Source organism: Celeribacter sp. SCSIO 80838, assembly GCF_056498065.1.
Genome location: NZ_JAZKMA010000001.1, coordinates 943887 through 969154 on the forward strand (window position 1 = coordinate 943887; position 25268 = coordinate 969154).

At 59.3% G+C, this 25268-nt stretch carries 23 protein-coding genes, 1 tRNA gene and 1 riboswitch; of the genes, 15 read left to right on the forward strand and 9 right to left on the reverse strand.

All coding sequences use genetic code 11. The annotated features are described in order from the left end of the window. Positions 1 to 120: 120 nt before the first annotated feature. Genes lptB through V1475_RS04615 form a run of 5 tightly spaced genes read right to left on the reverse strand, consistent with a single transcriptional unit; the run spans position 121 to position 3583 of the window. Positions 121 to 852, reverse strand: coding sequence for an LPS export ABC transporter ATP-binding protein (gene lptB, locus V1475_RS04595; RefSeq protein WP_434289694.1), 732 nt, complete (start codon positions 850 to 852; stop codon positions 121 to 123). Beyond that, the gene (lptA, locus tag V1475_RS04600) at positions 849 to 1355 is read right to left on the reverse strand and encodes a lipopolysaccharide transport periplasmic protein LptA (RefSeq protein WP_479411814.1); all 507 of its coding nucleotides are present in this window, start codon (positions 1353 to 1355) and stop codon (positions 849 to 851) included. Before lptA ends, lptB begins: the two co-directional genes overlap by 4 nt. Before the next feature lie 17 nt (positions 1356 to 1372). Next, positions 1373 to 1972, reverse strand: coding sequence for an LPS export ABC transporter periplasmic protein LptC (gene lptC, locus V1475_RS04605; protein ID WP_434289692.1), 600 nt, complete (start codon positions 1970 to 1972; stop codon positions 1373 to 1375). A gap of 9 nt (positions 1973 to 1981) precedes the next feature. Then, positions 1982 to 2944 carry a KpsF/GutQ family sugar-phosphate isomerase gene (locus tag V1475_RS04610; protein WP_479411815.1) on the reverse strand — a complete coding sequence of 321 codons (963 nt, stop codon included), beginning with the start codon at positions 2942 to 2944 and terminating at the stop codon, positions 1982 to 1984. A 27-nt stretch (positions 2945 to 2971) separates the two neighbouring features. Beyond that, positions 2972 to 3583 (reverse strand): ribonuclease D, encoded by a 612-nt coding sequence (locus tag V1475_RS04615; protein ID WP_479411816.1) that lies wholly within the window; start codon positions 3581 to 3583, stop codon positions 2972 to 2974. Positions 3584 to 3946: 363 nt separating this feature from the next. Continuing rightward, positions 3947 to 4135, forward strand: a riboswitch (cobalamin riboswitch). Between the two features lie 85 nt (positions 4136 to 4220). On the opposite strand from V1475_RS04615, the gene nrdH reads away from it, so the two are divergent. From nrdH to rfbA, 8 genes are all read left to right on the forward strand, one after another. Next, positions 4221 to 4442 carry a glutaredoxin-like protein NrdH gene (nrdH, locus tag V1475_RS04620; RefSeq protein ID WP_434289689.1) on the forward strand — a complete coding sequence of 74 codons (222 nt, stop codon included), beginning with the start codon at positions 4221 to 4223 and terminating at the stop codon, positions 4440 to 4442. Positions 4443 to 4446: 4 nt separating this feature from the next. Further along, positions 4447 to 4917: a class Ib ribonucleoside-diphosphate reductase assembly flavoprotein NrdI gene (nrdI, locus tag V1475_RS04625; RefSeq protein ID WP_434289688.1), complete on the forward strand. Its 471-nt coding sequence runs from the start codon at positions 4447 to 4449 to the stop codon at positions 4915 to 4917. Next, positions 4899 to 7025, forward strand: coding sequence for a class 1b ribonucleoside-diphosphate reductase subunit alpha (nrdE, locus tag V1475_RS04630; RefSeq protein ID WP_479411817.1), 2127 nt, complete (start codon positions 4899 to 4901; stop codon positions 7023 to 7025). Before nrdI ends, nrdE begins: the two co-directional genes overlap by 19 nt. Before the next feature lie 11 nt (positions 7026 to 7036). After that, entirely contained in the window at positions 7037 to 8008 is a 972-nt protein-coding gene (gene nrdF, locus V1475_RS04635; RefSeq protein ID WP_434289686.1) for a class 1b ribonucleoside-diphosphate reductase subunit beta, read from the forward strand. Between the two features lie 167 nt (positions 8009 to 8175). Beyond that, on the forward strand, positions 8176 to 8736 hold the full coding sequence (gene rfbC / locus V1475_RS04640) for a dTDP-4-dehydrorhamnose 3,5-epimerase (protein ID WP_479411818.1): 561 nt from the start codon (positions 8176 to 8178) through the stop codon (positions 8734 to 8736). Continuing rightward, entirely contained in the window at positions 8733 to 9782 is a 1050-nt protein-coding gene (gene rfbB / locus V1475_RS04645; protein WP_479411819.1) for a dTDP-glucose 4,6-dehydratase, read from the forward strand. The genes rfbC and rfbB overlap by 4 nt, the downstream gene beginning before the upstream one ends. Further along, positions 9779 to 10630: a dTDP-4-dehydrorhamnose reductase gene (gene rfbD / locus V1475_RS04650; protein WP_479411820.1), complete on the forward strand. Its 852-nt coding sequence runs from the start codon at positions 9779 to 9781 to the stop codon at positions 10628 to 10630. Before rfbB ends, rfbD begins: the two co-directional genes overlap by 4 nt. Next, positions 10627 to 11502, forward strand: a complete 876-nt coding sequence (gene rfbA / locus V1475_RS04655) for a glucose-1-phosphate thymidylyltransferase RfbA (RefSeq protein ID WP_479411821.1) — start codon at positions 10627 to 10629, stop codon at positions 11500 to 11502. Before rfbD ends, rfbA begins: the two co-directional genes overlap by 4 nt. Before the next feature lie 162 nt (positions 11503 to 11664). Here the strand turns inward: rfbA and V1475_RS04660 are convergent. Next, positions 11665 to 11751 (reverse strand) — tRNA-Leu (locus V1475_RS04660). Between the two features lie 147 nt (positions 11752 to 11898). On the opposite strand from V1475_RS04660, the gene V1475_RS04665 reads away from it, so the two are divergent. Further along, positions 11899 to 12885, forward strand: coding sequence for a complex I NDUFA9 subunit family protein (locus V1475_RS04665; RefSeq protein ID WP_479411822.1), 987 nt, complete (start codon positions 11899 to 11901; stop codon positions 12883 to 12885). 51 nt (positions 12886 to 12936) lie between these two features. On the opposite strand, the gene V1475_RS04670 is transcribed toward V1475_RS04665, so the two are convergent. Then, positions 12937 to 13740 (reverse strand): undecaprenyl-diphosphate phosphatase, encoded by an 804-nt coding sequence (locus V1475_RS04670; protein ID WP_479411823.1) that lies wholly within the window; start codon positions 13738 to 13740, stop codon positions 12937 to 12939. A gap of 230 nt (positions 13741 to 13970) precedes the next feature. Between V1475_RS04670 and V1475_RS04675 the strand changes: the two genes are divergently transcribed. The 6 genes from V1475_RS04675 (at position 13971) to V1475_RS04700 (ending at position 23686) form a co-directional block, all read left to right on the forward strand. After that, positions 13971 to 15404 (forward strand): NAD(P)-dependent oxidoreductase, encoded by a 1434-nt coding sequence (locus V1475_RS04675; protein ID WP_434289679.1) that lies wholly within the window; start codon positions 13971 to 13973, stop codon positions 15402 to 15404. Between the two features lie 130 nt (positions 15405 to 15534). Next, complete coding sequence (gene gltB, locus V1475_RS04680; protein WP_434289678.1) at positions 15535 to 20070, forward strand: glutamate synthase large subunit; 4536 nt, start codon at positions 15535 to 15537, stop codon at positions 20068 to 20070. A 103-nt stretch (positions 20071 to 20173) separates the two neighbouring features. Beyond that, positions 20174 to 20893: a monofunctional biosynthetic peptidoglycan transglycosylase gene (gene mtgA / locus V1475_RS04685; RefSeq protein WP_434289677.1), complete on the forward strand. Its 720-nt coding sequence runs from the start codon at positions 20174 to 20176 to the stop codon at positions 20891 to 20893. A gap of 49 nt (positions 20894 to 20942) precedes the next feature. Then, entirely contained in the window at positions 20943 to 21608 is a 666-nt protein-coding gene (gene fzlA / locus V1475_RS04690) for an FtsZ-binding protein FzlA (protein ID WP_434289676.1), read from the forward strand. 83 nt (positions 21609 to 21691) lie between these two features. Continuing rightward, complete coding sequence (queG, locus tag V1475_RS04695; protein WP_479411824.1) at positions 21692 to 22732, forward strand: tRNA epoxyqueuosine(34) reductase QueG; 1041 nt, start codon at positions 21692 to 21694, stop codon at positions 22730 to 22732. Positions 22733 to 22768: 36 nt separating this feature from the next. Further along, positions 22769 to 23686, forward strand: a complete 918-nt coding sequence (locus tag V1475_RS04700) for a DMT family transporter (RefSeq protein ID WP_479411825.1) — start codon at positions 22769 to 22771, stop codon at positions 23684 to 23686. A 10-nt stretch (positions 23687 to 23696) separates the two neighbouring features. On the opposite strand, the gene V1475_RS04705 is transcribed toward V1475_RS04700, so the two are convergent. Next, positions 23697 to 24197, reverse strand: a complete 501-nt coding sequence (locus tag V1475_RS04705) for a hypothetical protein (RefSeq protein ID WP_479411826.1) — start codon at positions 24195 to 24197, stop codon at positions 23697 to 23699. Between the two features lie 62 nt (positions 24198 to 24259). After that, complete coding sequence (locus V1475_RS04710) at positions 24260 to 25129, reverse strand: branched-chain amino acid aminotransferase (RefSeq protein WP_434289672.1); 870 nt, start codon at positions 25127 to 25129, stop codon at positions 24260 to 24262. Positions 25130 to 25268 lie beyond the last annotated feature (139 nt).

Below are 25268 nucleotides of genomic sequence, written 5' to 3' on the forward strand. Positions count from 1 at the left end.
GGGCGTTTTTCCGGCGCTCTGTGGCTCTTTTGTGCCATGGCGCAGACTCTCATCCTTACGTCACGCATTGGACACTTATAAGGCGTCAGAATGCGGGTGAATGTCAATCGAAACCCGCGTTCAGATCCGGAAATTGTCGCCAAGGTAAACGCGTCGCACGGTTTCGTCGGCGACAATGTCTTCCTTGGTTCCGGACATCAGGACGTGACCGTCGTGCAGGATATAGGCGCGGTCGATAATACCCAATGTTTCCTGCACGTTATGGTCTGTGATCAAGACGCCGATGCCACGTGTCTTAAGATCGGAAACCAGTCCGCGAATTTCCGCCACTGCGATCGGATCGACGCCCGCAAAAGGTTCGTCGAGCAGTACATAGGAGGGATCGGACGCGAGACAGCGCGCAATTTCGACTCGCCGCCGTTCACCGCCCGAAAGCGAGAGCGCCGGTGCGCGCCGCAGATGGGAGATGGAGAATTCCGAGAGCAGGTCTTCAAGCTTTTCGCGGCGCAGGAGCGGGTCGCTTTCAGAGACTTCGAGAATGGCGAGGATGTTGTCTTCGACGCAGAGCCCGCGGAACACGGAGGCCTCCTGCGGCAGGTAGCCGATGCCGAGCTTGGCGCGGCGATACATCGGCAAGAGTGTAATGTTGCGCCCATCGACTGTGACTTCGCCGCCTTCCGGCATGACGAGCCCCGCGATGGTGTAGAAACAGGTGGTTTTGCCGGAGCCGTTCGGCCCCAGAAGGGCGACAACCTCACCGCGTTCGAGATCGAGCGAGACGTCGCGGATCACGGTCCGTTTGCGGTAGCCTTTGCGCAGATTGCGGACCTTCAGCCCTGTGGCATCGCTCATTGATCGGCCCCGGATTGCAGGATGGTTTTCACCCGCCCGTCCATGCGACCGGTGCCGGTGTTCAGATCGATCACCATGCGTTCGCCGGACATGACGTTGCTGCCCTGGGTCAAAAGAACGCTGCCGGTCAGGGTCACGGTGCCCGATTCGAGGTTGTATTCGGCGTTTTGTGCCTCGGCGGCTTCGCCTTCGTTGGTGATGGTCACGCCACCGGAGGCCAGAAGCCGGGCGATCTGGCTGGTGTCGCTGGCATAGATCACCTCGACGGTCCGGGCCGCGAGTCGCATCGTGCCCTGACCGATCACCACATTGCCGGTGAAGATGGCCTTGCCGGTGTTCTGATCGACACTGAGTTCGTCGGAGGTGATCTCGACAGGCAGTGCGCTGTCGTGCCTGATCCCCCCGAAGGCGATCTGTGTGCCCTGCGCCATTGTGGGCAGGCCGGGAAGGGTGAGCGCAAGGGCCAGGGCGCAACTGAGCGAAAGGGTCCGGATGGTGGGCACGTGCAAATCCTCGAAAATCAGGGCTGATATATCAGCTTCACGCCGTTCTTGAAAACCAGAAGGTAGGCGTCGGTCTCCGGATCCTGTGAAATTTCCATGGAACCGGCTGTCAGATCGCCTGCGGGACCGGTCGCCTCGACACTTCCGGGGCTTTCGATCTTCGACACGTCGAGAAGTGTTGCGATCCGTTCGGAGGTGATCGTGTAGCCGGTGGAGGTTTCGATCTCCACATGGCCGGACAATTCCGCGATCTGGGCGGGGCCGTCGATCACGCCATCGTCGGCCTTGAGCGTCACGGAGCCATTGTCGGGCATCCTGAGCGCACCGCGCACGATGGTGGAATTGATCACGTCCGGGGTCGACAGGTCCGGGCGCACGACATCTGCGGAAATCTCGAGCTGTGCCCCGTCACGGGTGACGGTCGCAAAGGACGGTCCCTCGATGCGCTGCTCGCGGGCCAGGGTTTCGAGGTCCACATCGGCATAGGGGATCGACATGCCGATTTCCTTGCCGCGGGCAAACAGAAACAGCGTCGCCAAAAGCGCAAGGCTCGCCAACGGCAAGGCGACCTTCGCAAAGGCCACGAATTTGGAATAGGAGTTGTCGAACCGCGCCATAAGGACGTCTTACACGACCCCGGCGCGAAGACAGTCCTGAATTTTCAGAATCCCGCAGGGACGTCCGTCATCGGCAGTTTCCCGCACAAAGAGACAGGTGATTGCACGCTCATCCATCCGCGCCACGGCTTTTTCGGCCAGCGCATCGGCGGTGATGGTCATCGGCCCCCTTGTCATGATCTCACCCGCAGTTTTTTCCAGAAGCCCGTCGATATGACGGCGCAGGTCGCCATCGGTGATGATCCCCGTGAGTTTACCTTCCGGATCGACGACGCCGACGACGCCAAAACCTTTGTCCGAAATCACCGAAAGTGTCTCGCGCATCGGGGTTTCGGCACTCACGAGCGGCATGTCGGTGTGCATCAGCGCCCGGACTTTGGTCAGGCGCGCGCCAAGTTTGCCGCCCGGATGCAGGACGCGGAAATTGTCGGCGGTGAAGGCGCGATGTTCCATGAGCGCAATCGCAATCGCATCGCCAAGCGCCAGTGTCATCGTGGTCGAGGTGGTCGGTACGATGCCATGACCGCAAGCTTCCGGCGCTTTTGGCAGGATCAGAGCCACATCGCAGGCGCGAATGAGCGAGCTGTCGGGGTTCGAAGCCACGCCGATCATCGGGATCTTGAAGCGGCGAGTATAGGCGATGACATCCGCGAGCTCCGGCGTCTCCCCGGAATTCGACAGCACGAGGCACACATCCCCGTCGCCGATCATCCCCAGATCGCCGTGGCTCGCCTCTGCCGGATGCACGAAATGCGCGGGCGTGCCGGTCGAGGCCAGGGTGGCCGCGATCTTGCGCGCAATATGGCCCGATTTGCCCATGCCGGTGACGATGGTGCGCCCTTTGGCGGCGAGGATCGTTTCGACCGCTTCGGTGAATTCCGCGCCGAGGCTCTCGGTCAGAAGCCCGAGCGCATCGGCCTCCTGTCGGATCACACGGCGGGCAGTGTCGAGAAAAGTGACGGGCTGTGTCATGTCGCGACGCTCCGGTCAGAGAAAATGTCAGTGAGTGAAGATGTCGATTTCGGGCCAGCCTTCGAGGTCGAGCTTGGCGCGTGTCGGAAGGAAATCGAAACAGGACTGCGCGATTTCCATGCGTCCTTCGCGTTCGAGCATGGCGTTCAGCTTGTCCCGCAGTTGATGCAGGTAGAGCACATCGGAAGCTGCGTAATCGAGCTGGGCGGAGGTCAGCTCCTCGGCGCCCCAGTCGCTCATCTGCTGGTATTTCGAAATATCGACCTTGAGCAATTGCTCGAGCAGGTTCTTGAGCCCGTGCCGGTCGGTAAAGGTGCGCACGAGTTTCGAAGCGATCTTTGTGCAATAGACCGGCTCTGCGAGTGCGCGGAAGGTGTGATACATCGCCGCGATGTCGAAGCGGCCGAAGTGGAAGAGTTTCAGCACATTCGGATCGGCCAGCATCTTGCACAGGTTGGGGGCCTCGGTCTGACCACGCGCCACCTGCACGAGATGCGCATTGCCGTCGCCGCCGGACATCTGCACGAGGCAAAGGCGGTCGCGATGCGGGTTCAGCCCCATGGTTTCGCAATCAATCGCCACCACGGGCCCGAGATCGAGATCGTCGGGGAGGTCGTTTTGATATAGAAAATTCGCCATGGCTCTGGCCTTTCGCGCTGAAATCCGACTGACAATTGGGTGTCCGGCTCGTGCATAAGGCTTCTGTGACGCCGGAGCAAGGGAAGCTCAATTTTCGAGATGCGGTCGAGTGTGTCTGGCGCTCAAAGACGTGCGGCATTTTTACTTATGTCAGGGCTTGTGATCGGGCGGAAAACAGAAAACAATAGGGTGGCAAACAGCATGGAAATTTATGAACAGGATGGGAGTTTTCGTCCATTACGCCCGGTTTTTCTTGGGCGTGAGCTTGTGCGGTTTGATGTAATTTTCCCTATGTATGGTGTGATGAGAAAAATATACCACTGCATCTGGTATATTCAGATTGACACCATATGGGTCTCACTGGCAAAAAGAATGCGTTCTGGTGCCCAATGAGGAATCAAAGGGCGAACAGGGAAGACGGTGAAAATCCGGCACTGCCCCCGCAACTGTGAGTGGCAAATCGACGTTCAAAATCCACTGGCTTGTGCTGGGAAGGTGAGCGGAGGTGTTCGAGCTGCGAGTCAGGATATCTGCCAGAACTAAAAATGACCACGAACGGAGGGTTCGGGGGCGTGTGAGGTGGTGTGTCGCTGCCCGCGCTCGGGAACTCTGAATGACAACGAGCAGAGGACAAGAGATGAGCGTCACCGTCTATTCCAAACCCGCCTGTGTGCAATGTACCGCAACCACCCGTGCGCTGGACGCAAAAGGTGTGAACTACGATGTGATCGACCTGACCCAAGACGATGAGGCGATGAGCCATGTTACAGGGCTTGGCTATCGTCAGGCGCCGGTCGTGGTTGCAGGCGAGGATCACTGGTCCGGTTTCCGTCCTGACATGATTGCACGTCTGGTTTGACCCGATGCCCGGGGAGCCGCTGCCAATCTGCATCCCGGATATCGTCTATTACTCCTCGACCTCGGGGAATACGATGCGCTTTGTCGAAAGGCTGGGTCTTCCGGCAAAACGCATCCCGATTTCTCCAAAGGATTCTGGGCCGACCATTGACCGCCCTTTCGTTCTGATCTGTCCGACATATGCGGATGGCGAGGGGCGCGGCGCAATCCCGAAACAGGTCATTCGCCTTTTGAATGATGCCGACAAACGCGCCTTTCTCAAGGGTGTGATAGGGACGGGAAATCGAAATTTCGGCAGTCTTTATGCCATGTCGGGCGATGTTATTGCCCGCAAATGCAATGTCCCGTTGCTCTACAAATTTGAGCTGGCGGGGTTCGACAATGATATCGCCCGAGTTCGCGCCGGGTTGGAAAAAATGGGCCGGAAACTGGGGCTCGCACATATGGGGGATGCGCCATGCTCGACGATGGCCTGAACGGAACCACCGATTACCACGCACTCAATGCCATGCTTAATCTCTATGATGAGAAAGGGCACATCCGCTTCGAGGCCGACCGTATGGCGGCACGTCAGTATTTCTTGCAACATGTGAACCAGAACACTGTGTTCTTTCACTCGCTCGACGAGAAGCTCGGCTATCTCGTGGAAGAAGGTTATTACGAGGCGGAGGTTCTGGATCAGTATTCCAAGAACTTCATGCGCAAGATTTGGGACGAGGCCTATGCCAAGAAGTTCCGCTTCCCGACCTTCCTCGGTGCGTTCAAATATTACACCTCCTATACGCTCAAAACCCGCGACGGGCAGCGCTATCTTGAGCGTTACGAAGATCGCGTTGTGATGTGCGCGCTGGCCCTGGCGCGGGGCGACGAGGCGCTGGCGATGTCTTTCATGGAAGAGATGCTGTCGGGCCGGTTCCAGCCCGCAACGCCGACCTTTCTGAACGCCGGGAAAAAGTCCCGTGGCGAGTTGATTTCCTGTTTCCTGCTGCGTCTTGAAGACAACATGGAAAGCATCGGGCGTGGCATCAACTCCGCGCTGCAATTGTCGAAACGCGGTGGTGGTGTGGCTTTGCTTCTGACCAACATCCGTGAACATGGCGCGCCGATCAAAGGCATCGAGAACCAGTCTTCGGGTGTGATCCCGGTGATGAAACTGCTGGAAGACAGCTTCTCCTACGCCAACCAGCTTGGTGCACGTCAGGGCGCGGGGGCGGTTTACCTGAACGCCCACCACCCCGACATCCTGCGCTTTCTCGACACCAAACGCGAAAACGCAGACGAGAAAATCCGCATCAAGACCCTGTCTCTGGGCGTGGTGATCCCCGACATCACTTTTGAACTCGCCAAGCGCAATGACGAGATGTACCTGTTTTCGCCGCATGATGTTGAAAAGGTCTACGGCGTGCCCTTCTCCGAAATCTCGGTCACCGAGAAATATGAGGAGATGGTGGACGATAAACGCATCCGCAAGAAAAAGATCAATGCGCGTGCGTTCTTCCAGACTTTGGCGGAGATTCAGTTCGAGAGCGGCTATCCCTACATCATGTTCGAAGACACGGTGAACCGGATGAACCCGATTGCGGGCCGGATCAACATGTCGAACCTGTGTTCCGAGATCTTGCAGGTCAACGAAGCCTCCGAGTTCAACGAGGATCTGTCCTACAGTCATCTCGGCACCGATATTTCCTGTAACCTCGGCTCGCTCAACATCGCGAAAACGATGGATGGCAAGGATCTTGGCCAGACGGTCGGGACGGCTGTTCGGGCGTTGACCGCCGTGTCGGAAATGTCGGCGATTGATAGCGTGCCCTCGATCCGTCGCGGCAATGACGAAAGCCACGCGATCGGCCTTGGCCAGATGAACCTGCACGGGTTTCTGGCGCGCGAGCATATTCATTATGGGTCTCCGGAAGGCGTCGAGTTCACCTCGGTCTATTTCGCCGCCGTCGCCTATCACGCGATCCGGGAAAGCAACGCCTTGGCGCGCGATCACGGTGAGAGCTTCAAAGGTTTCGAGGAGTCCGATTACGCCAATGGCTCCTTCTTCGACAAATACACCGACCGCGACTGGCTGCCGGAAAGCGATGTGGTGAAGGCGCTGTTCGACGGGATGGAGCTGCCGACCCGCGAGGATTGGATCAAACTCAAAGAGACCGTGATGAAAGACGGGTTGTACAACCGCAACCTGCAAGCCGTTCCGCCGACCGGGTCGATCAGCTATATCAACAACTCGACCTCTTCGATCCACCCGATCGTGTCGAAAATCGAGATCCGCAAAGAGGGCAAAATCGGCCGCGTCTATTATCCGGCGGCCTTCATGAACAACGAGAACCTCGAATACTACCGCGATGCCTATGAGATCGGCCCGGAGCCGCTGATTGACACTTATGCCGCAGCCACCGAGCATGTCGATCAGGGTCTGTCCCTGACGCTGTTTTTCCCCGCCGAGGCCACCACGCGCGACATCAACAAAGCGCAGATCTACGCGTGGAAAAAAGGCATCAAGACCATCTACTACATCCGCCTGCGCCAGGCCGCCCTTGAAGGGACCGAGGTGCAGGGCTGCGTGTCCTGCACGCTCTGAGGAGACCTCTCATGAAAGATATGACCGATATTCGCATTCCGCGTGCGATCAACTGGAACCGGGTTCAGGACGACAAGGATCTCGAGGTCTGGAACCGTCTGACGGTGAACTTTTGGTTGCCGGAAAAGGTGCCGCTCTCGAACGATATTCCGAGTTGGTCGACCCTGACCGAGGAGGAACAGCGCCTCACCATTCGCGTGTTTACCGGGCTGACCCTTTTGGACACGATCCAGAACACCGTTGGCGCGCCCTCTCTGATGCCCGATGCGGTGACGCCGCATGAGGAGGCTGTGCTGACCAACATCGCCTTTATGGAGGCGGTGCATGCGCGGTCCTATTCCTCAATCTTCTCGACACTCTGTTCGATGAAAGAGGTGGATGAGGCCTTCCGCTGGTCGGAGGAAAATCCGCATCTTCAGGCCAAGGCGCGCGTGATCCTTGAAACCTATGCGCCGGGCAACGATCCGTTGAAACGCAAGATTGCCTCGGTGTTTCTCGAAAGCTTCCTGTTCTATTCGGGGTTCTACCTGCCGATGTACTGGTCGTCGCGCGCGAAACTGACCAACACCGCCGATCTCATCCGGCTGATCATCCGCGACGAGGCGGTGCATGGCTATTATATCGGCTACAAGTTCCAACGCGGGATGGAGCGGTTGCCCGAGGCCGAACGTCAGGCGCTCAAGGACTATGCTTTTGCCATGCTTTTCGATCTCTACGACATCGAGGCGCAATATACCGAGGAGCTTTATGATGGCATCGGTCTGAGCGAGGATGTGAAGGCGTTTTTGCATTACAATGCCAACAAAGCGCTGCAAAACCTCGGCTTCGAGGCACTGTTCCCAAGCGAAGTGTCCGAAGTGAACCCGGCGATTCTCGCGGCACTGAGCCCCGACAGCGAGAACCACGATTTCTTCTCGGGCTCGGGATCTTCCTACGTGATCGGCAAAGCGGTTGCGACCGAGGATGAAGACTGGGACTTTTGAAAGACCTGCGCGGGAGGGTCCCCTTCCCGCGCGATTTTGCCATGCATTTGGCTTCAGTGCTGCAAATTGGCGATAGTCTCGTTTTGTAGAGCGGGAAAGATTGCGGCTGGCGCAGAAATTATGCACTTTCGACCTGAGTATGTTTCTACAGGAAAAGACAGGTCGTCATGATTTCTCCAACTTCCCTTTCGGGCGTTTACCTCATCACGCCGCCGCGTTTTGGTGACCATCGCGGGTTCTTTTCGGAAAGCTGGAACAAGAAAAAACTGACGGAAGCCGGGCTCGACCTACCCGAATTCGTGCAGGACAATCATTCGCTCTCGCGCGAAGTTGGCACGGTGCGGGGCCTGCATTTCCAAAGCCCGCCGCATGCGCAGGGCAAGCTTGTCCGTTGTGGCCGCGGGCGGATTTTCGATGTGGCCGTGGATGCGCGCAAGGGCTCCGAGACCTATGGTCAATGGGTGGGGGAGGAACTGTCGTTCGAGAATGGCAAACAGCTTTGGATTCCGGCGGGCTTCTTGCATGGCTTCATGACGCTCGAGCCGGATAGCGAGATCGTCTACAAATGCACCGATCACTATGCGCCGGAGTGCGACGGGGCGGTGAAATGGGACAGCTGCGGCATCGACTGGCCGCTTGAGGGGATCACGCCGGTGATCTCGGAAAAGGATGAGAAGGCGCAGGATTTTGCGGCCTTCGAGACGCCTTTCACGAAGGACAACACATGAAGATTTTGGTGACGGGCGGGGCAGGGTTCATTGGCTCTGCCGTGGTGCGGCTTGCGGTGTCGCGCGGGCATGAGGTGGTGAATGTCGATGCGCTGACCTATGCGGCCTGTCTCGACAATGTGGCCTTTGTCTCGGATAGCCCGCTCTATGCGTTCGAGCAGGTGGACATTCGCGATCGGGCCGGATTAGACACTGTTTTTACCAAACATAAACCCGATGCGGTGATGCATCTGGCCGCCGAAAGCCATGTGGATCGCTCCATCGATGGGCCGGGGGATTTCATCGAGACGAATATCACCGGCACGTTCAACATGCTGGAGGCGGCGCGCAAATACTGGGTCGAGACGGGCAAGCCGGAGAGCTTCCGCTTTCACCACATTTCCACCGACGAGGTGTTCGGCTCGCTGCCCAACGATCCGGCGATCAAGTTTACCGAAGACACGCCCTACGATCCGCGTTCGCCCTATTCGGCCTCGAAAGCCAGCTCGGACCATCTGGTGCGTGCATGGCACGAAACCTATGGGCTGCCGGTGGTTCTGACGAACTGTTCGAACAATTACGGCCCCTTCCACTTCCCTGAAAAACTGATCCCGGTGATCATCCTCAATGCTCTGGCGGGCAAGCCTCTGCCGATTTACGGCGACGGGTCCAACATTCGCGACTGGCTCTATGTCGAGGATCATGCCGATGCGCTTTTGCTGGTGGTTGAAAAGGGCGAGATCGGGCGGAGCTACAATATCGGCGGCGAGAACGAGCGGACGAACCTTGAGCTGGTGCAAACGCTCTGTGCCATTCTCGATGAAAAGCGGCCTAAATCCAGCGGAAATTACGCCGATCAGATCACCTTTGTGACAGATCGTCCGGGTCATGATGCGCGCTACGCGATCGACCCGTCGCGCATCCGCGAAGAGCTTGGCTGGCGGCCTTCGGTGACAGTCGAAGAAGGGCTGGCGCAGACGGTGGCGTGGTATCTCGACAACGAGGACTGGTGGCGCGCGCTTCAGGACCGGCATGGGGTTGGGGAACGGTTGGGGGTTAAGGCATGATCCTCGTTTTCGGCAAAACGGGTCAGGTGGCGATGGAGCTGCAAACGCTTCTGCCCGAGGCCACATTCCTTGGGCGCGATGAGGCGGATTTGACCGATCCGATGGTATGTGGCCGGATCATCCGCGATCTCAAGCCCGAGGCTGTGATCAACGCGGCTGCCTATACCGCAGTGGACAAAGCGGAAAGCGAGCCGCTTGAGGCTACGCTCATCAATGCCGCGGCACCCACCGAGATGGCCGAAACCTGCGCCGATCTGGGCATTCCTTTCGTGCATATCTCGACCGATTACGTGTTCGACGGGGCTGGCGATATGCCTTTCACCCCAGATCACCCCACGGGTCCGCTGGGCGTTTATGGTGAGACCAAGCTTGAGGGTGAGAATGGCGTCCGAGAGGCCGGTGGTGCCTTCGCGATCCTGCGCACCTCCTGGGTGTTCTCGGCCCATGGTGGCAATTTCGTCAAAACCATGCTGCGGCTTTCCGAGACTCGCGACAAGCTCACGGTCGTGGCCGATCAGATCGGTGGCCCAACGCCCGCGCGCGACATCGCGAAGGCCTGTGTGGCCATCGCGGAACGGCTCAAAGCAGATCCGAACACAGCCGGAACCTATCATTTCTCCGGCGCGCCGGATGTAAGCTGGGCGGATTTCGCCCGCGAGATTTTCGCGCAGGCAGGCAAGGTGATGGCGGTCGAAGACATCCCGACTTCGGCCTATCCGACGCCCGCGAAACGCCCGGGCAACAGCCGCATGGATTGCAGCACGACGGAAACCACATTCGGGATCGAACGCCCGGACTGGAAGGCCGGATTGGCCGAGGTTCTTAAAGAGTTGGAGACGGCATCATGACCGACCGCAAAGGCATCATCCTCGCAGGCGGCTCCGGCACGCGGCTTTATCCGCTGACCATGGCTGTCTCGAAACAGCTCATGCCGATCTACGACAAGCCGATGATCTATTATCCGCTCTCGGTGTTGATGCTTTCGGGTATTCGCGAGATCGCGATGATCACCACGCCTCAGGATCAGGATCAGTTCAAACGCCTTCTGGGCGACGGATCGCAATGGGGCCTGAGCCTGACCTACATCACCCAGCCCTCGCCCGACGGTCTGGCGCAGGCCTATATTCTGGCCGAAGATTTTCTCGATGGGGCGCCCTCTGCGATGGTTCTGGGCGACAATATTTTCTTTGGTCATGGCTTGCCGGAAATGCTTGCTGAGGCCGATGCCAAAGAGGTGGGCGGGACGGTGTTCGGCTATCATGTGGCCGACCCCGAACGTTACGGTGTCGTGAAATTCGATCGCGAGGGTACGGTCGAAGAGATCATCGAGAAGCCCGAAGTGCCGCCGTCGAATTACGCGGTCACCGGGCTTTATTTCCTCGATGGCGATGCGCCGCGCAGGGCAAAAGAAGTCCGGCCTTCGCCGCGTGGCGAGTTGGAAATCGTGACACTGCTTGAAAGCTATCTTGCCGATGGCACGCTGTCGGTGGAGCGGATGGGGCGTGGCTACGCTTGGCTCGACACCGGCACGCATGGCTCGCTTCTGGATGCTGGCAACTTCGTGCGCACGCTCTCGATGAGGCAGGGCATGCAATCGGGTTGTCCCGAAGAAATTGCATATCAAAGGGGCTGGATCGATACCGATAAAATGCGTGAGCACGCAGAAACGTTCAAGAAAACGGAATATGGCAAATACCTTGCGAGTCTCATTCGGGACTGACGCATATGGCATGCAGGTTTCGTAGCGCGCGGGCAGATGTTGGAGGCGAAGCCGACACGGATGCATTTCGCTACAAGACCGGACGCCGTTTTCATTCATGGTGCGGGAGGCACGACGCAATCCCGCCTGAATGACATTTTGCGATGTTTTAAAGGGGGATTTTGGTGCCCAGAAGAGGACTCGAACCTCCACGTCCATACAGACACCAGCACCTGAAGCTGGCGCGTCTACCAATTCCGCCATCTGGGCACAGATGCGTCGTGAGGCGGTGATCTAAAGCGAGATGCGGGGCGTGTCAACGGCCATTTTCAATGTTTTTTGCGAGAGCGAAGATCCCTTGTTCATTTCTCCCTGAAAAGCTAAACCGGACGCGACAATTTGGCATTGGAGATGCAGATGACGAAACTGGTCACCATCTATGGCGGCGCTGGCTTTGTCGGGCGGTACATCGCCCGTCGCATGGCAAAGGAGGGCTGGCGTGTCCGCGTCGCAGTGCGTCGCCCCAACGAATCGCTGCACGTCAAACCCTATGGCGCGGTCGGTCAGGTCGAGCCGGTGTTCTGCAACATTCGTGACGACGCCTCCGTGCGTGCGGCCATGCTTGGCGCGGATGCGGTCGTGAACTGTGTGGGGGTTTTGACCGAGCGCGGCAAGAATTCCTTCGAGGCCGTTCAGGCCGAAGGCGCCGGGCGTATTGCCCGCATCGCGGCAGAAGAGGGCATTGGGCAGTGCGTGCATATTTCGGCGCTTGGGGCGAATGCCAAGGCGGCGTCCAAATATGCGCGGAGCAAGGCGGAAGGCGAGGCCAAGGTGCTTGCGGCCTTCCCATCGGCCGTGATTCTGCGCCCGTCGGTGATTTTCGGGACGGAGGACCAATTCTTCAACCGTTTCGGCAAGATGGCGGAAAAGAATCCGGTTCTCACGCTTGTGGGCGCCAATACGAAATTCCAGCCGGTCTATGTCGATGATGTGGCGCAGGCCGCCGTCAAGGCCGTTCTGGGGCAGGCGGAGCCGGGGATCTATGAGTTGGGTGGGCCCGATGTCCGCAGCTTCCGCGAGTTGATGGCGGAAATGCTCAAGATCGTTCATCGCAAACGTCTGGTGGTCGGTCTGCCCTTCTGGGTCGGCAGTGTGATGGCCTTCGGTTTTACTGTGTTGCAGAAGCTGTCGCTGGGCCTGTTCCACAACGGGATACTGACGGGTGATCAGATTGCCAATCTGAAGGTCGACAATGTCGTGTCCGAGGGGGCGAAAACATTTGCCGATCTGGGGATCAAGCCGACCGCAATGCAGGCGGTTCTGCCGGATTACATGTGGGTGTACCGCGACGGTGGCCAGTATGACGCCATTCGCGAAAGTGCGAAGAACCTGCGCGAAATCTGATCGCACCCATCCCTTTAATGACAAACGCGCCCTTTTGGGGCGCGTTTTCTTTTAGGTATAGGATATCCCGAGCAGGATTACGCCCAAGATCACGCGGTAGATCACATAGGGTGTGAAGCTCACCGATTTCAGAAGTCGCATCATCAGGGTCAGCGCCAGAAGCGCCGCGCCGAAGGCGAACACCGCCCCGATGGCCGCGTCTTTCAGCATCGCCCAATCCGCGTCACCGACCACTTCGGCGCCGAGCAAAATCCCAGAGGCCATGATCGTCGGGATCGACATCAGCATGGAGATTTTTGCGGCATCCGCGCGGGTGTATCCCATGGCGCGGGCACCGGTGATGGTGATGCCGGACCGCGAAGTGCCGGGGATCAGCGCCACCGCCTGCCAGAGCCCGAGTTTGATCGCGTCCTTGAGGTTCCAATCCGCCTCCCCCTTCATTTCCGCACCTTTCTGGTCGAACCAATAGAGCACGAGGCCGAAGATCAGCATGGTCCAGCCGATCACCGCCGGAGAGCGCATGGCGTCGGCAAGACCGGTGACTTTCAGGATGAGGCCGATCAGGATCACCGGAATGGTGGCAACGATGAGAAGGAAGGCGAGTTTCGATCCCGGCGTATCGGTGCGCCCGGTCATCAATCTGGGCAGTCCGGCGAGGCCGACCTTCACGTCCCGCCAGAAATATAGGATCACGGCACCCAAAGTGCCGACATGGACGGCGACGTCAATGGCCTGTCCCTGATCGTGTGTGCCGAGGAAAAACGGTAGGAGAATCAGGTGACCAGAGGAGGAAACGGGAAGAAACTCCGTGATGCCCTGAACAATTGCGACGATGAGAAGATAAAAGAGGCTCATGGGGTCTCCGATGTGGCCTTGGTTGCGTCTAGGGTAAACTCATTTGAAATCAATAAGAAGGCTAATTTTATATCAATAATGCTGACATAATTTTTGACATATTGGTTTGAAATCATACGATGGGCTGTCCGGGAAATGAAAAATAAGACAGCACTTCTGACTTTTCTTTTTCTTCGAGACCTTATAATGAAGCGCTCAACCTAATTACCAACCTTCGGAGATGTGGTGTCATGGCGAAAGAGCCGATGCTCAAATTCGTGACCGTGGGCAGGGATATGCCGACCAAGCGGAGTGCGGAAGATCGTAAGGACGATTTTCTGGAAATCTACGGCGAGTTCGCGCTTGCAAAGGCGGAAGAGCAGGCCTCGCGCTGTTCTCAATGTGGCGTGCCCTATTGCCAGGCCCATTGCCCGCTGCACAACAATATTCCCGACTGGTTGCGTCTCACCGCGACGGGGCGTCTGAAAGAGGCCTATGAGATCTCTCAGGCCACCAACAGCTTCCCGGAAATCTGCGGTCGGATTTGTCCGCAGGACCGTCTCTGCGAAGGCAATTGCGTGATCGAACAGTCCGGTCATGGTACCGTGACCATCGGCTCCGTCGAGAAATTCGTCACGGATACCGCGTGGGAAGAAGGCTGGGTCGAGCTGATCAAACCCGTCGCCGAGCGCGAGGAAAGCGTTGGCATCATCGGCTCCGGTCCGGGTGGTCTGGCCGCGGCGGATCGTCTGCGCCGTGCGGGTCTCAAAGTGACCGTCTACGAGCGTTCCGACCGCGCTGGCGGGCTGATGATGTACGGCATTCCGGGCTTCAAGCTCGAGAAAGACATCGTGCTGCGCCGGGTGCAGCAACTGGCCGATTCCGGGGTGGAATTCGTGCTCAACTGCAATGTCGGCGAAGACATTTCCTTCGACGCGATCCGGGGCAAACACGATGCGGTCCTGATCGCCACCGGCGTCTATAAATCCCGCGATCTCAAGGGGCCGGGCTCCGGTGCCGAGGGGATCGTCAAGGCCATCGATTACCTCACCGTGTCGAACAAACTCTCTTTTGGCGATGAGGTCGAGGAATACACCAGCGGCGAGCTGAATGCCGAGGGCAAGAAGGTCGTCGTGATCGGTGGCGGCGATACCGCGATGGACTGTGTCCGCACCGCGATCCGTCAGGGTGCGACCTCGGTCAAATGTCTCTATCGTCGTGACCGCGCCAACATGCCAGGTTCGCAACGCGAGACCCAGAACGCCGAGGAAGAAGGCGTTGAATTCGTCTGGCTTTCCGCACCGAAAGGCTTTGCGGGCGATCCGGTCACCGGTGTGATGGTGCAGAAGATGCGCCTCGGCGCGCCGGATGCCTCAGGGCGTCAGTCCCCCGAAGTGATCGAGGGCGCCGACTATATCGAAGAGGCCGATCTGGTGATCAAGGCGCTTGGCTTCGAGCCGGAAGATCTGCCGAACCTCTGGGGTGTCGAAGAGCTTGAGACCACCCGTTGGGGCACCGTCATGGCCGACTTCAAGACCCATGCAACGAACCTCGAGGGTGTCTATGCCTGTGGCGACATCCAGCGCGGCGCGTCGCTTGTGGTCTGGGCGATCCGGGACGGGCGCGAAGCCGCCGATGCGATGGTCGAGTATCTCGATCAGAGCGCGGCCGTCGCCGCCGAATGAGATCGATCGGAGCGGTCGGCGTTCCGTCGGATTTGTGTCGGACTTTTGTCGGGCACCAAGGCCGCCGCTCTGGAAGGCAAGAGTTCTAAAAGGACAATAGTCCTGACCCACCAGATGAAGGGTTCATACGATGACGAAATATGATGAAAGCTGGGCCGCCCGCGAAGAGGCGAAACGCCAGTGGATGGCGGAACACTCGCTGTTTCGCGAAGACGACGAGCACTCCTCCTGCGGTGTGGGCCTTGTGGTCTCCATCGACGGATCGAAATCCCGCAAGGTCGTGGAAAACGGCATCTCCGCTCTGAAAGCGATCTGGCACCGCGGTGCCGTGGACGCCGACGGCAAGACCGGCGACGGCGCGGGCATTCACGTTCAGATCCCGCACCACTTCTTTGGCGACCAGATCCGCCGCACCGGCCATGAGGCGCGTCACGGCGAGCTTCTGGCCGTGGGTCAGGTGTTCCTGCCGCGCACGGATTTCGGCGCTCAGGAAACCTGCCGCACGATCGTCGAGACCGAAGTGCTTCGGATGGGCTATTACATCTACGGCTGGCGCCACGTTCCGGTGAACACCACCGTTCTGGGCGACAAGGCCAACGCGACGCGCCCGGAGATCGAACAGATCCTGATCTCCAACTCCAAAGGTGTCGACGAAGAGACCTTTGAGCGTGAGCTTTACGTGATCCGTCGCCGCATCGAGAAAGCGGCGCAGGCCGCAGGCATTCGCGATCTCTATCTGTGCTCGCTGTCCTGCCGGTCGATCATCTACAAGGGCATGATGCTGGCCGAACAGGTTGCGGAATTCTATCCGGACCTGAAAGACGAGCGTTTCGAATCCGCTTTCGCGATCTATCACCAGCGCTATTCCACCAACACCTTCCCGCAATGGTGGCTGGCGCAGCCGTTCCGTATGCTGGCGCATAACGGTGAGATCAACACGATCAAGGGCAACACCAACTGGATGAAATCGCACGAGATCCGCATGGCCTCGTCGACCTTTGGCGAGATGGCCGAGGACATCAAACCGATCATCCCGCAGGGCGCCTCCGACTCCGCGGCACTCGATTCGGTGTTCGAAGTTCTGGTGCGCGCCGGGCGCTCTGCGCCGATGGCGAAAACCATGCTGGTGCCCGAAGCCTGGTCGAAAAACGCCGAGGAATTGCCGCAGGCGTGGCGCGACATGTATTCCTATGTGAACTCCGTGATGGAGCCGTGGGACGGTCCGGCCGCTCTGGCGATGACCGACGGTCGTTGGGTCTGTGCCGGTCTCGACCGCAACGGTCTGCGCCCGATGCGCTATGTCGTCACCGGTGACGGTCTTGTCATCGCGGGGTCCGAGGTGGGCATGGTGCCGACCGACGAGGCGACCGTCGTTGAAAAAGGCGCGCTGGGTCCGGGGCAGTTGCTGGCCGTCGATATGGCCGAGGGCAAGCTCTATCATGACGTGGACATCAAGAACCGTCTGGCGAATTCCCAGCCCTTTGGCGATTGGGTCGGCAAGATCGTCGATCTGGACGAAGAGCTTGCGGGTCTGAAAGAGACGGCGATTTTCACCGGCGCCGAGCTTAAGAAGCGTCAGATCGCGGCTGGCTACACCATCGAAGAGTTGGAACAGATGCTGGCGCCGATGGCCGAAGACGGCAAAGAGGCGCTTGCCTCCATGGGCGACGATACGCCGGCGGCGGTGCTGTCGGAAAAATACCGTCCGCTCAGCCACTTCTTCCGCCAGAACTTTTCTCAGGTCACCAACCCGCCGATCGACTCCCTGCGCGAATATCGCGTGATGTCGCTCAAAACGCGGTTCGGCAACCTCAAGAACGTGCTCGATGAGGACAGCTCCCAGACCGAGATTCTCGTGCTGGAAAGCCCGTTTGTCGGCAATGCCCAGTTCGAGGCGCTGAAAGGCCATTTCAATGCGCCGATGACGGAAATCGACTGTACCTTCCCGGTGAACGGCGGGCCGAACGCGCTGCGTGATGGGCTGGAACGCATCCGTGCGGAGGCCGAAGAGGCTGTGCGCTCCGGTGGCGGTCACATCATTCTGAGCGACAAGAAGCAGAGCGAAGAGAAAATCGCGATGCCGATGATCCTCGCGACGTCGGCGGTGCACAGCTGGCTGACGCGCAAGGGTTTGCGGACCTTCTGTTCGCTGGGCGTGCGCTCCGCCGAATGTATCGACCCGCATTATTTTGCGGTGCTGATCGGTTGCGGTGCGACCATCGTGAACGCCTATCTGGCCGAAGATTCGATTGCGGATCGCATCGAGCGCGGGCTCTTGGATTGCACCCTGACCGAGGCGGTGTCGCGCTATCGTGCGGCGGTGGATGCCGGTCTGTTGAAGATCATGGCGAAGATGGGGATTTCGGTGATTTCCTCCTATCGCGGTGGTCTGAACTTCGAGGCCGTGGGCCTGTCGCGCGCCATGGTGGCGGATTTCTTCCCGGGGATGCACTCGCGGATTTCCGGCATCGGCGTGGGCGGCATTCAGCGCAAACTCGAAGCCGTGCACAAACAGGGCTGGCTTGGCGGCAACACGCTGCCGATCGGTGGCTTCTACAAGGCGCGGAAATCGGGCGAGACCCATGCATGGGAAGCGCAGTCGATGCATATGCTGCAATCGGCCTGTGATCGTGCGTCCTATGAGATGTGGAAGCAGTATTCGGCGAAAATGCAGTCGATGCCGCCGATCCATCTGCGCGATCTGTTGGACTTCAAAGCGCTCGGCAAACCGGTGCCGATCGAAGAGGTGGAATCGATCACGTCGATTCGCAAACGCTTCGTGACGCCGGGGATGTCTTTGGGCGCGCTGTCGCCCGAGGCGCACCGCACGCTGTCCATCGCGATGAACCGGATCGGGGCGAAATCCGACTCGGGTGAGGGCGGTGAGTCCCCGGACGATTTCACGCCGGAACCCAATGGTGACAACGCGTCCGCGAAGATCAAACAGGTGGCGTCGGGTCGTTTCGGTGTGACCGCCGAATACCTGATCCATTGCGAAGAGTTGGAGATCAAGGTTGCCCAAGGTGCGAAACCGGGCGAGGGCGGTCAGCTTCCGGGGATGAAGGTCACCGACCTGATCGCCAAGCTGCGGCACTCGACCAAAGGCGTGACGCTGATCTCGCCGCCGCCGCACCATGACATCTACTCCATCGAAGATCTGGCGCAGCTCATTTACGACCTGAAACAGATCAACCCGAAGGCTAAGGTGACGGTGAAGCTCGTGGCCTCCTCCGGCGTCGGAACGATTGCCGCCGGTGTGGCCAAAGCGAAAGCGGATATCATCCTGATCTCCGGTCACAACGGGGGTACGGGTGCCTCGCCTGCGACCTCGATCAAATTCGCGGGTCTGCCGTGGGAGATGGGTCTCACCGAGGCGCATCAGGTGCTTGCGATGAACAACCTGCGGGATCGTGTGACGCTCAGAACCGACGGCGGTCTGCGCACCGGTCGTGACATTGTCATGGCGGCGATGATGGGGGCCGAGGAATACGGCATCGGCACCGCCGCGCTGATCGCGATGGGTTGTATCATGGTGCGTCAGTGCCAGTCGAACACCTGCCCGGTCGGCGTTTGTACACAGGACGAGCGCCTGCGTGGTAAATTCGCGGGCAATGCCGACAAGGTTGTGAACCTGATCACCTTCTACGCGCAGGAAGTGCGCGAGCTGCTCGCCTCTCTCGGGGCGCGGTCGCTGGATGAAGTCATCGGTCGTGCCGATCTTCTGACTCAGACCTCGCGTGGTTCGGCGCATCTCGACGATCTCGATCTCAACCCGCTTCTGCTCTCCGTCGATGGCTCGGACCGGATCGTCTACGACCGTTCCAAACCGCGCAATGCGGTGCCGGATACGCTCGATGCGCAGATCGTGTCGGATGCCGCACGCTTCCTCAACGATGGCGAAAAGATGCAGCTTTCCTATGCGGTGCAGAACACGCTTCGCACCATCGGGACGCGCACCTCGTCGCATATCGTGTCGAAATTCGGCATGCGCAACAGCCTCCAGCCGGACCACCTGACCGTGAAACTCACGGGCTCTGCGGGTCAGTCGCTGGGTGCTTTCGCGGCGCCGGGTCTCAAGATCGAAGTGTCGGGCGACGCCAACGACTATGTGGCGAAGGGCCTCTCTGGCGGCACCGTGGTGGTGCGTCCGCCGATGCATTCGCCGCTCATCGCCGATCAGAACACGATCATCGGCAACACCGTGCTTTACGGGGCGACGGACGGCTACCTCTTTGCCGCCGGTCGTGCGGGCGAGCGGTTCGCGGTCCGGAACTCCGGTGCGAAAGTGGTGATCGAAGGCTGTGGCTCCAACGGGTGTGAATACATGACCGGCGGAATTGCCGTGATCCTTGGCTCCATCGGCGCGAACTTCGGGGCGGGGATGACGGGCGGTATGGCCTATCTCTACGACCCGGAGGGCACGGCGCTCGACCTGATGAACCTAGAGACCCTCGTGACCTGCCCGGTCACAGTGGATCACTGGGAGACCCAGCTCAAGGAGCTTATCGAACGTCACGCCAAGGAGACGCATTCGCTCAAGGCGAAGGAAATTCTCGATCACTGGGACGAGGAGAAAGGCAACTTCCTCCAGATCTGCCCGAAAGAGATGCTCATTCACCTGCCGGTGCCGCTCACCCTTGAAAAAGGCGCGATCCCGGCCGAGTGAACTCGACACCGATCCAGCAAAAAGCCCCCGTTTCGGGGGCTTTTTCTTTTGTGGGCGCAGGCTAGGCTTGACCTCCCCGCGCCCCGCATGGTTCCTCGTCCCCATGGCAAAGACGCGCAAATCCAAAACGACATCCGCGAGGTCGGCGGGCATGTTTCGACGGCTGCGCCGCCGTGTCTTGCGCGGCATTCTGCTGGCTTTCGTCCTCGTGTTCGTCTGGATTCTGTCCTATTCCGTGATCCCGGTGCCGGGGACGTTTTACATGCTGGCGGAAAGCGGGCGTCAGGGGCAGATGGTCGATTACCAATGGACGCCGATCGAGCGGATGTCGCCGCATCTCGCCCGCGCCGTGGTCGCCGCGGAGGACGCAAATTTTTGCAAGCACTGGGGGTTCGATCTGGGCGCGATTCGATCGGCGATTGCCGAGGGAGGCAATCGGGGGGCGTCGACCATCACTCAGCAGACGGTCAAGAACGCTTTTCTCTGGCATGGGCGAAGCTGGCCGCGCAAGGCGCTTGAGGCGTTGTTAACGCCTGTGGTCGAGCTGAGCTGGAGCAAGAAACGGATTTTGGAAGTTTACCTCAACATCGCCGAGTTCGATAAAGGCGTGTTCGGGGCCGAAGCCGCCGCCCGGCATTATTTCGGGGTCGGGCCCGAAGAATTGACAGCCACGCAAGCCGCCCGACTGGCCGCGATCCTGCCGGCGCCAAAGTTGCGTGATGCGGGGAATCCCGGTCCTTTCGTCCGGCAAAGAGCTGCGCAGATCGTGGATGGGGCGGCCACAATTGCGCGAGACGGGCGCGCCTCCTGTTTCGAGGATTGAACTGCCGCGGGGCTTGCGGCAATTAGAGAGAAAACTACGAGTAGAGATCATGATCCGCCTATACCACGTCCCCCTGTCTCCGTTCTGCCGCAAGGTGCGCCTTTGCCTGGCGGAAAAGAAGCTCGAGGTGGAACTGGTCGAGGAGCGCTATTGGGAACAGGATGCCGATTTCCTGCGGCGCAACCCGGCGGGCAAGGTGCCGGTCTTGCGGATCGACGACATGCACCTGTCGGAAAGCGCGCCGATCTGTGAATATCTCGAGGAACGCTATCCCAACCCGCCTTTGATGCCGAAGGATATCGAAGGGCGTTATGAGGTACGCCGTCTGGTGTCCTGGTTCGATGACAAGTTTCACAACGAGGTGACGTCGAAGCTTTTGTATGAACGGGTGAATCGCAAGTTGATGAAGACCGGTTACCCGGTGGCTGCCAATGTCAAAGCCGGATCGAAGGCGATCAAATATCACCTCGATTACATGGCATGGCTGCTGGACCGTCGGCGCTGGCTGGCGGGGGATGCGATGACGCTCGCGGATTTCGCGGCGGCGGCGCATCTTTCGTCGCTCGATTACATTTCGGATGTGGACTGGAACCGGCACGATGTGGTGAAGGACTGGTACGCCAAGATCAAATCGCGCCCGGCCTTCCGGTCTTTGCTGGCTGATCAGGTGTCGAGTTTTCCGCCGCCGGCACATTACACGGATCTCGATTTCTGAAGAAAAAGTGGGGGCTGTCTGCCCCCCTTGCCCTTCGGGCAATTCCCCCCGAGGATATTTCCGGACAAAAGAAAGGGCTTCGTTTGGCCGGATTCGATAAGGAAATCGTGCGTGCGCGGGCGTTGGAGGAAGGGTTCTCCAAGGCCTCTTTCGGGCGTCCGGAGATCCCCGGGGCCATGGAGCGTTTGGAGCGTTTTGTCGCCGAGGGGCGGCATGGCCAGATGGGCTGGATGGAAGAGCGGATGCAGTGGCGGGGGGACCCCGGTGCGCTTTGGCCGGAGGCGCGTTCGGTGATCATGCTGGCCGAAGCCTATACGCCGGACGACGATCCGATGGAGGCGATAAACAGAGCCGAATCCGGCACAATATCCGTTTATGCCCGCAATCGGGACTATCATGACATCGTCAAGAAGCGGCTCAAGCGACTTGGGCGCTGGCTCATTGAGCAGGCGGGGGAGGGCACGGAGATCAAGGTTTTCGTGGATACCGCGCCGGTGATGGAGAAGCCTCTGGCGGCGCAGGCCGGGCTTGGCTGGCAGGGCAAGCACACCAATCTCCTGTCTCGCGATCTGGGCAATTGGTTTTTCATCGGGGCGATCTTTACGACCTATGAATTCGACCCCGATCCGGCGGAAAGAGAGCATTGCGGGTCGTGTCGTGCTTGTCTCGACGCTTGTCCGACGGGCGCGTTTCCGGCGCCGTATCAGATCGACGCGCGGCGATGCATTTCGTACCTGACGATTGAGCATCACGGGCCGGTGGAGGAAGAGTTGCGCGCGCGAATGGGCAACCGGATTTACGGCTGTGACGATTGTCTGGCGGCCTGTCCGTGGAACAAGTTCGCGGTCAGGGCGAAGGACATGCGGTTTGCGGCGCGGGCGGATTTGATTTCTCCGCCGCTGGCGGAACTGGCGCTTCTGGAGGATGCGGGATTCCGGGAAAAGTTTTCCGGCTCTCCAATCAAGCGGATCGGACGGGATCGCTTCGTGCGCAATGTGCTCTATGCCATCGGCAATTCCGGAACACCCGAATTGCGTGACGTAGCGGCAGGGTTGTGCGAGGATGTCGACCCCACCGTGCGCGACGCGGCCCGATGGGCCGTTGCGCGATTGGCGGAGGAATGACACACAACCGTATCCCCACCTGACAGGAGATGCACCATGCAGCCGTTCCGCGGCATCGGCCTCAAACTCGCTTCCGTGATCTGTTTCGTGATCATGGCGGCGTTGGTGAAGGCGGCAAGCGATGAGGTGCCCGCGGGCGAGACGGTGTTTTTTCGGTCGTTCTTTGCCTTGCCGATCATTTTCATCTGGCTGGCCGGACGCGGTGAGTTCCGGCAGGGGCTGAAGGTCAAATCGCCGATGGGACACCTGTGGCGCGGGCTGATCGGGGCGAGCGCGATGTTTCTCAATTTCATGGCGCTGGCACTTTTGCCGCTGCCGGAGGCGACGGTGATCGGCTATGCCTCGCCTTTGCTTCTGGTGATTTTCGCGGCGATGTTCGCGGGGGAGGATGTGCGCCTGTTCCGGTTCACAGCGGTGTTTGCGGGGCTGATCGGGGTGACCATCGTGCTTGCGCCGCGGATGACGGTGCTGCACGGCGCGCCCGATCCGAAGGAGCAGCTTGGCGCGATGATGGCGCTGGGCGGGGCCTGTCTGGCGGCCATCGTGCAATTGCATGTGCGTAACATGGTGCGGACGGAAAGTACGACGTCGATCGTGTTCTGGTTTTCGATGTCCTGTACGCTTGCGGGGCTTTTGACCCTGTTCGTCACACCATGGGTGATGCCGAGCGGCAAGGTCTTGGTGTTTCTGATCCTCGGTGGGCTGATTGGCGGGGTGGCGCAGGTGTTCCTGACCTCCTGTTATCGCTATGCCGATGCCTCGCTTCTTGCGCCGTTCGATTATGCCTCGATGATTTTCGCTCTCATCATTGGCTATACCGTGTTCGGAGACGTGCCGACGAAGCCGATGCTTTTGGGGTCGTCCATCGTCATTGCCGCTGGCATCGTGATCATCCTGCGGGAGCGCGCGCTCGGGGTCAGTGCCGCGAAACGCAAGAAGGCGGACGCGCTTTAAAGCGTTTCCATTACTCCAGCACATGAGGCCAGAAGCCGTCGCGTTTCATCTGGGCGCGGCGTTCCTGTTCCTTTTCGACGGCTTTGCGTTGGGCGACGACCATGCGCTCGGCCTGAGTCGCGGCGGCGACACCGGCGGCGGCGCGGGCGATGGGGAAGGGGCCGATGCGGCTTTCCCCGACGAGATAGGTGACGTTCACCTCACGGCTGCCGGGGATGGTGCGGAATTTGACCTGAACCTCCGCCTCCATGCGGGCAAAGGCGGTTTCCAGCGCGGTCTTGTACTGGTCTCTGGTGGCGGTTGTTTTCGCCTCCTGGCCGATGTCGACCACGGCGATGATCAGGCTTTTGCTTTCGATCTGACCGGCCTCCGTCAACCGTTCGACCGTGATGCCGAGCGGGCGCAGGGACGGGTTTTTCGTTATGAAATACGCGGTCAGCGCCAAGATGGCCGGTGTTACGACGAACACCGTGATGAGGGTGATGACGATGGTGTCTTTTTTCGAGACCACGGGAAGCTCCTGCCAATCATACGGTCGCAGATTGGCAGAAAGCCCTTATTTCCCGGTTAATTTTAGCTGCGCACCAGCTTTTCGTAATCTTCGGAAATCTCGCGGGTGAGTGCGCCGACCTCGAACATGTAGTCACCGATCTGGCCCACGGGAGTGACTTCGGCGGCGGTGCCGGTGAGGAAGCATTGTTCGAAACCTTCAAGCTCCTCGGGCAGGATGCGGCGCTCATGCACGGTCACGCCCTTGTCTTTCAGCATGGCGATGACGGTCTGGCGGGTGATGCCGTTGAGGATCGCGTCGGGGATCGGCGTGTGCACTTCGCCGTCCTTGACGAAGAAGATGTTCGCGCCGGTCGCCTCGGCCACATAGCCGCGATAGTCCATGAACAGCGCGTCGGAGCAGCCTTTGGCTTCGGCGGCGTGTTTCGACATGGTGCAGATCATGTAGAGACCGGCGGCTTTGGCGGCAGTCGGGATGGTTTCCGGCGAGGGACGTTTCCATTTCGCGATGTCGAGTTTCGCGCCCTTCATCTTGGCGTCGCCATAATAGGCGCCCCATTCCCAGCCCGCGACGGCCATGCGGACGGGGTTGCGCATGGCGGAAACACCCATGTCTTCGCCCGCCCCGCGCCAAGCGACCACACGCACATAGGCGTCGGTCCAGCCATTGGCCTTGAGCATGTCGTATTTCGCCTTTTCGATTTCCTCGACGGAATAGGGGATCGGCATGTCGAGCGCTTTGCCCGAGGCGATCAGCCGTTCGGAATGCGCGACAGATTTGAAGATCTTGCCGTTGTAGCAGCGCTCGCCTTCGAACACGGAGGAGGCGTAATGCATGGCATGGGTGAGAATGTGGACCTTGGCGTCGCGCCAGTCGACGAGTGCGCCGTCCATCCAGATGTAGCCGTCGCGATCTTCGTAGCTGCCAGCCATGGGGCTCTCCTTTTTCGACATCCCGCTTTCGTGAAGTTGCGCCGAGTGGCGACAAATGGGATGATTATTGCGTGAAATCCCGGTTTCGCTATCAATTCCGTCTTGGAATGTCAACAACGCTGACTTAAACTGTGCGTAA